This is a genomic window from Microbulbifer jejuensis, from assembly GCF_047289955.1.
GTDB lineage: Bacteria > Pseudomonadota > Gammaproteobacteria > Pseudomonadales > Cellvibrionaceae > Microbulbifer.
This window is the reverse complement of the sequence record NZ_JBLBUB010000040.1, coordinates 24837-31188: the sequence shown is the minus strand read 5'-3', so window position 1 is coordinate 31188 and position 6352 is coordinate 24837. Positions and strand designations below refer to the sequence as shown.

At 55.1% G+C, this 6352-nt stretch carries 5 protein-coding genes and 2 tRNA genes; 4 read left to right on the top strand and 3 right to left on the bottom strand.

The genetic code is table 11. From position 1 onward, the window contains the following. Positions 1-144: 144 nt before the first annotated feature. Complete coding sequence (locus ACL7TT_RS19110) at positions 145-312, bottom strand: helix-turn-helix domain-containing protein (protein WP_413397804.1); 168 nt, start codon at positions 310-312, stop codon at positions 145-147. 829 nt (positions 313-1141) lie between these two features. Between ACL7TT_RS19110 and ACL7TT_RS19105 the strand changes: the two genes are divergently transcribed. Continuing rightward, complete coding sequence (locus ACL7TT_RS19105) at positions 1142-2149, top strand: tryptophan--tRNA ligase (RefSeq protein WP_413397803.1); 1008 nt, start codon at positions 1142-1144, stop codon at positions 2147-2149. 93 nt (positions 2150-2242) lie between these two features. Beyond that, positions 2243-3811, top strand: coding sequence for an AbgT family transporter (locus ACL7TT_RS19100; RefSeq protein ID WP_413397802.1), 1569 nt, complete (start codon positions 2243-2245; stop codon positions 3809-3811). Between the two features lie 357 nt (positions 3812-4168). On the opposite strand, the gene ACL7TT_RS19095 is transcribed toward ACL7TT_RS19100, so the two are convergent. After that, a tRNA-Asp gene (locus ACL7TT_RS19095) sits at positions 4169-4245 on the bottom strand. 49 nt (positions 4246-4294) lie between these two features. Beyond that, positions 4295-4370 (bottom strand) — tRNA-Val (locus tag ACL7TT_RS19090). Between the two features lie 170 nt (positions 4371-4540). Here ACL7TT_RS19090 and ACL7TT_RS19085 point away from each other — a divergent pair. Both ACL7TT_RS19085 and ccmI read left to right on the top strand, forming a co-directional pair. Continuing rightward, positions 4541-5068 (top strand): cytochrome c-type biogenesis protein, encoded by a 528-nt coding sequence (locus ACL7TT_RS19085; RefSeq protein WP_299945805.1) that lies wholly within the window; start codon positions 4541-4543, stop codon positions 5066-5068. After that, positions 5065-6288 (top strand): c-type cytochrome biogenesis protein CcmI, encoded by a 1224-nt coding sequence (gene ccmI / locus ACL7TT_RS19080; RefSeq protein WP_413397801.1) that lies wholly within the window; start codon positions 5065-5067, stop codon positions 6286-6288. The genes ACL7TT_RS19085 and ccmI overlap by 4 nt, the downstream gene beginning before the upstream one ends. Positions 6289-6352 lie beyond the last annotated feature (64 nt).

Genomic DNA, 6352 nt, shown 5'->3' with positions numbered 1-6352 from the left:
CAAGTGCTCCTTGAGAAGCCAGCCTGAGATTTGCTCCGGGCTCCATTTTTCAGCAAGCTTATCCTCGACCAAGCCAATCAACTCTGGTGTCAATTTTGTTACCTTTCTGGTCACTTCACGCCGCCAAAGCGCAAACCTCTGGGCTTACTTGTGTCGATACCCGCGCTGACCACTATTCCGCGCTAACTCCCTTGATATCGTTGACTGGCTCACGCCTAGAGCCACCGCAATCTCTGCTTGTGTAAAACCGCTTTTCTTGAACGCCTCAATCTGGCATCTTTGCTCATAGGTCAGTTGCTTGTAGTGTCTCATTGCATAACTCTTGCCGGAGAAAAAGCGAGAAGCCTACGGGCAACTGGCCGCTTTTTCTAGCTCCATTGAGATATGCACTTACAAGTTGAATCTAGGAGAGCTTTCAGTGCCTGTATCTCATCTTTTGCATCTGGTGAGTGGTCACTCTGTGTCATAGCTGCATTCCTAACCCCCTCCTTCAAGTGTTCCACTATGTAATTACCCACAAGCTATCTTGGTGGCAGAATCATGTGCTGCTACAGGGCGCTTTTGTTCAATGCAACCGATCGGGTTAATAGTTAAATGTCCTCACTTAACCTGTAGGGCTGGGGCTCAGTCTTTTGAATAGGATGCCCTTTTCGGTGGGCCTTCTTGCCACGTGAGTCCAGCAGAAAAAATCACCACGCCTGTTGATGGTGGTTTGACACTCACCGGGTAGTCGCTGCCAAAGAAAACCAGGGTTTGAAAATGCTGAGAGGTTGGATGGTGCGTCAAGGCTCAGGATTTGGCACGGAAGACTTGCAGGATCTTGTCATGATCCTAGATGTGACCAGGTTGTCCGGTTGCGAGCGGAAGTTCTGCCATTCAATAGAGTCAGCATCAAAAATGGTGGGTGCAGTAGCGGCTATGCCCTGCGGAGGGATGCGGGCTTTTTCCAGGCTGGATTTAGATGGGTTGCCAGAGCGGCTTGGACCCCAGGTGAGGGGAAGGAATGGCAATGCCTGGCATTCCTGAGTAGCTGTAACGGGGTGGGTCATAGGTTGATGCCTTCGGTTGATACAATCGCAGCCATTAACAGGGTATTATTCGCCCTTTATTGCCTGAATTTAGTATGGAATACGAAGGATTTATGACCAAGCAGCGCGTATTAACCGGTATTACTACCACCGGCACCCCTCATCTGGGTAATTATGTGGGTGCAATCCGGCCGGCAATTGCAGCCAGTCAGGATGAGAATAACCAGTCTTTTTACTTTCTGGCAGATTACCACGCGCTGATCAAGTGCCAGGACCCCGAGCAGGTGCATCAGTCTACCCTGGAAATCGCCGCAACCTGGCTGGCCCTCGGCCTCAATACCGACAATGTGGTCTTCTACCGCCAGTCCGATATTCATGAAATTCCCGAGTTGACCTGGTTGTTGACCTGTATGACCGGCAAGGGGTTGATGAATCGCGCACACGCCTATAAGGCAGCGGTAGATGCTAATCGTGCCGACGGCGAGGATTCTGATTTTGGTGTCACCATGGGGCTTTACAGCTACCCGATCCTGATGGCGGCAGATATTCTGATGTTCAATGCCAACAGGGTGCCTGTGGGTAAGGACCAGGTACAGCATATCGAAATGGCCCGAGATATCGCCCAGCGATTCAATCATCACTATGGAGAACACTTCGCTTTGCCGCAAGCGGTAGTGGACGATCATGTGGCTGTGTTGCAGGGGTTGGATGGGCGCAAGATGAGCAAGAGCTACGGCAATACCATCCCCCTGTTTCTGGCGGAAAAACAGCTGAAAAAGCACATTAACAAAATCAAAACCAATCTGTTGGAGCCGGGTGAGCCCAAAGACCCGGATACCTCTACGGTCTTCCAGATTTGGCAAGCCTTTGCCACAGAAGAGCAAACAGAGAAAATGCGCAAGGACTTTGAAGGGGGTATTGCCTGGGGTGAGGCCAAGCAGCAGCTGTTTGCGCTGATTGATGGTCAGATCAGTGAGGCTCGCGAACGTTACAAAACCCTGCTTGCCAACCCGGCGTTAATCGAAGAGGTGCTGGAGAAAGGCGCTGTCAAAGCGCGGGCCTATTCGGCACCCTTTATCGAAAAGTTGCGTCACGCTGTCGGCATCCGCAAGATTGGGTAGCCAGGGTTTAAAATGCAGTGGGGGCATGGCTTTGGAGGTTTCCCCATGAGTTTTATAAAGTAATAAAAAATAACGAAAGTACAGGGCTTTATTATGGAAAATATTCAGGCAAACCCTTCTGCAGGTGCCGATGCCACCGGCAAGAATGGCTGGATCAATCGAGCACTTAACGGCATTGAGGTGGTGGGCAACAAGCTGCCCGATCCGGCAGTGCTTTTTCTGATTTTGATGGTGGTAGTCTGGGTGCTGTCCTGGGCGCTATCCGATGTGCGTTTTGACACACTGCACCCTGCTACCGGTGAGGCCATTCAGGTAACCAATCTGCTTTCCAGTAGTGAGGTGGCGCGCTTTCTCTCCGGCATGGTGGCCACCTTTACCAGTTTTGCACCATTGGGTGTCGTCCTTGTGGCCATGCTTGGGGTTGGCGTGGCAGAACAGAGTGGCTTTATCAATGCGGTACTGAAGAAGCTTCTGGCTGTGACCCCGCAGATGTTGCTGACACCGATGTTGATACTGGTGGCCATTGTCAGCCACACAGCTGTGGATGCCGGTTATGTGCTGGTTATTCCTTTGGGTGGCGTGATCTTCTATGCGGCCGGTCGACATCCCCTGGCGGGTATCGCCGCGGCCTTTGCCGGGGTTTCCGGGGGCTTTTCGGCAAACTTTGTCCCCTCTGCCATTGATCCTCTGCTGCAGGGTTTTACCCAAACTGCGGCGCAGATTGTCGACCCGGATATGCAGGTTAACCCGTTGAACAACTGGTTTTTCACCTCGGCGTCCTGCCTGGTGGTGACCTTGCTGGGTTGGTGGCTCACCGATAAGGTCATTGAGCCTCGCTTAAAGGGTGTTGCGATTGATGGTGATAAAGCGGAGATGCCCGTGATGCAATCGCTGGGTGCCCGGGAGAAAAAGGCCATGTATTTGGCGGTGACGGTAATGCTGGCAGGTATGGTTGGGCTTGTGGCCTGGATGCTGCCGGAAACTTCGGCACTGCGCGATGCCCAGGGACAGCTGGCTTCCTTCAGTGCGCCGGTGATGCAATCTATCGTGCCGCTGATTTTCCTCCTGTTTATCATCCCCGGTGTTGTATTTGGTTATGTGGCCGGTACCTTTCGCCAGAGCAAGGATGTGATCGATGCAATGTCCAAAACCATGGGCTCCATGGCTTACTATGTCGTAATGGCTTTCTTCTGCGCGCTCTTTATCGCCGAGTTCGCCCGCTCTGGCCTCGGCACCCTACTGTCGGTAGAGGGTGGCAGCCTGCTTGCGGCCATGAACCTGCCAGGCCCGGTAACGCTGATAGGAATCATTGTGCTGGTGGCGTTTATCAACCTGTTTGTGGGCTCCGCTTCCGCCAAGTGGGCGCTGCTCTCGCCAATTTTTGTGCCTATGTTGATGCAGGTTGGCTTCTCTCCGGACCTGACCCAGGCGGCCTATCGGGTGGGCGATTCGTCTACAAATATCATCACACCCTTGATGCCTTACTTTCCTCTGGTGGTTGTCTACTGTCAACGCTATGTGAAGGGTACGGGGATTGGTACCCTAGTATCCATTATGCTGCCTTATTCCGTGGTATTCCTATTGTGCTGGTCCCTGTTTTTGGTGATTTACTGGAACCTGGGTATGCCTCTGGGTTTGCAGGCCAGCTATAGCTACCCATAATCTCTGAGATACAGAGCCGCGGTTACAGCCAATCGCGGCAGTATGATCCCGGCAATTCAGGCCCTTTGCGTGGTTTACAAAGAGGGGGAAGGCATGGCTGGGGAGTGGAGGAGGGTTTGGCTGGTGCGGGGGGGTATCCGGAAACCGGCCGAGGTGGGCAGGCTAAAACCCTTGGCATTGATCACCAGGTGCGGCGCATCGATTGACGGGCTGTGCCTGCCGGGGTCTGTGGGCCCCCCTGTTGGGCACATAGCCCTGATTGTGTGGTAAATGGCAGAGCATCCAATAAAAGAGCCGTAATCTGCTGTTTGCATAAATAAAAAAGTCCCACTCTTTCGGGCGGGACTTTTTTATATATGGCGGACCGGACGGGACTCGAACCCGCGACCTCCGGCGTGACAGGCCGGCATTCTAACCAGCTGAACTACCGGTCCGCATTCTTTTCTTCCCTGCCAAAGCACTGCCTTGCAGGCGCTGGGGAAGTGGTGGGTGGTACAGGGGTCGAACCTGTGACCTACGGCTTGTAAGGCCGTCGCTCTCCCAACTGAGCTAACCACCCCGTGTCAGGAGCTGCGTATCTTAATGATATTCTTTGCGGCGTCAACGCCTTTTTTATTTTTTGCCTTTCTGTGCGTTAAGGCTTACGGGTGGGGAGTTGCGGGCGTGTCCGCGGCTTGGTGACGCTGTTATAATCGAGGAATTTCCGGCGGATTGGATGTGGGAGAAACTGTGAGACAGGAGCGCTGGCTGGGCCGAATTGTGTTGGCACTGGGTGTGCTGTGCCTGTCCGTGGCAGTGCAGGCGGTGGTGGAGGCTGAAAAGTTGTCCTCCCCTGATCTGGAGGCGCGATATCGGGTGTTGATTGAGGAAATGCGTTGTCCAAAGTGCCAGAACCAGAACCTGGCTGATTCGGATGCATCGATTTCCGTCGATCTGCGCCGGGAAATACGCCGGCTTTTGGAGGAAGGCTTCTCCGATAAAGAGATAGTTGACTATATGGTGGCGCGCTATGGGGATTTTATTCTCTACCGCCCTCCGGTTCAACGCAACACCCTGGCGCTGTGGCTGGCCCCTGGCATATTTGCGCTGATAGGCTTGCTGGCGCTGATTGTGATTGTGTTACGTGCCCGCAGTGGTACCGGCGCAGACCAGGGTGACGATAGCGGTGAATTGAGTGACGATGAGCGGCGCCGATTGAAAAAGCTGCTGGGTAATGATCCGGGCGATTGGACCGGCAGCGGGAAAAAGAGCAAATGATTGATATCTGGTTTGGGCTGACCATTCTGCTGTTATTGTTGGCCCTTGTCTTTCTGTTGCCGGCCATGCGGACTGCTCGTGGGGGCTCAGATGACAGCAAGCGTACTGCGATAATTGAGCTGTACCGGGCGCGTACCAGCGAGCTACATGATGCCTTGGACAGGGAGGCCATGGGCGAGAAACAGGTCGCCCAACTCGAAGCCGAAATGGCCCGGGAGCTGCTGGCCGCGGGGAGTGGGGCACCAGCCGCTGGGCCCAGCCGGCGCGGTGCCGGCTTGTTGATTGGCCTGGCGCTGCTGGTGCCGTTAATGGCAGCTGGGGCTTATGTCTGGTCCGAGCGCCCCGGCGAGGTGGCCTTCTACCGGGAGGTTGTGGCCAGCCACCAGGGTGGGGGGGATGCGGCTACTGTGGCGCGCATTACCCGTCAGTTAAAAGATTGGGTGCAGAAGCATCCCGAGGACCTGCGCAGTCGTTATGTTTTGGCGCAGCGGTTACTGGTCGCCGGGGATATCGCCGGTGCGGTGTCGGCTTATCGCTTTGTGGTTGAGCGTGAGCCCCAGGCGGCATCGGTAAAAGCCGAGCTGGCACAGGCGCTGTTTTTTGCCGGGGGCTCCAAAATCACCGAAGAGATTCGCCTGCTGGTCAAACAGGTTTTGGAAAGTCAGCCCACCGATGGCACTGCCTTGGGTTTGGCGGGAATAGCCGCTTATGAGGACAAGGACTACCGCCAGGCGCGCGATCACTGGCAGAGTGCCTTACAGCAGCTCGAGCACGGCTCGGCTGCAGCAGAGGCCTTGGCTGCCGGGGTTGCGCGGGCGGAACAGGCCCTTGCCGAGCATTCCAAAACGGCGCTAGAGCCCGCCAGTTCGGTGGCACTTGGCGGAGCTGCGATTCGCGTACAGGTCAGTTTGAGCGGAGAGATCGCTGCAGACTCCGCTACGCCGGTCTATATTTATGCCCGTAGCACCGATAGCCCACTGCCCTTGGCAATAGTACGCCTGAGCGCGGGCCAGTTGCCGGTGGAAGTGGTGCTGGATGAGTCTCGCGCGATGATGCCGGGGCGCTCCATTGCTTCGGTAGATTCTGTGCAACTGGTGGCGCGCCTGGCCCTGCACGGCGATGCGCGCCCCGTAGCGGGAGACTGGCAGGGCACCATTGAATCTCTCTCCAGGGAAAACTGGGGAAAGGCTCAGTCCATCACGATTGATCGGGAACTCTAGGGTGGTGTGGTCTGGCGGTTGTTGTGCTTTCGCGGGGAATTAAATGGTACTGGCTAAAGCCGTT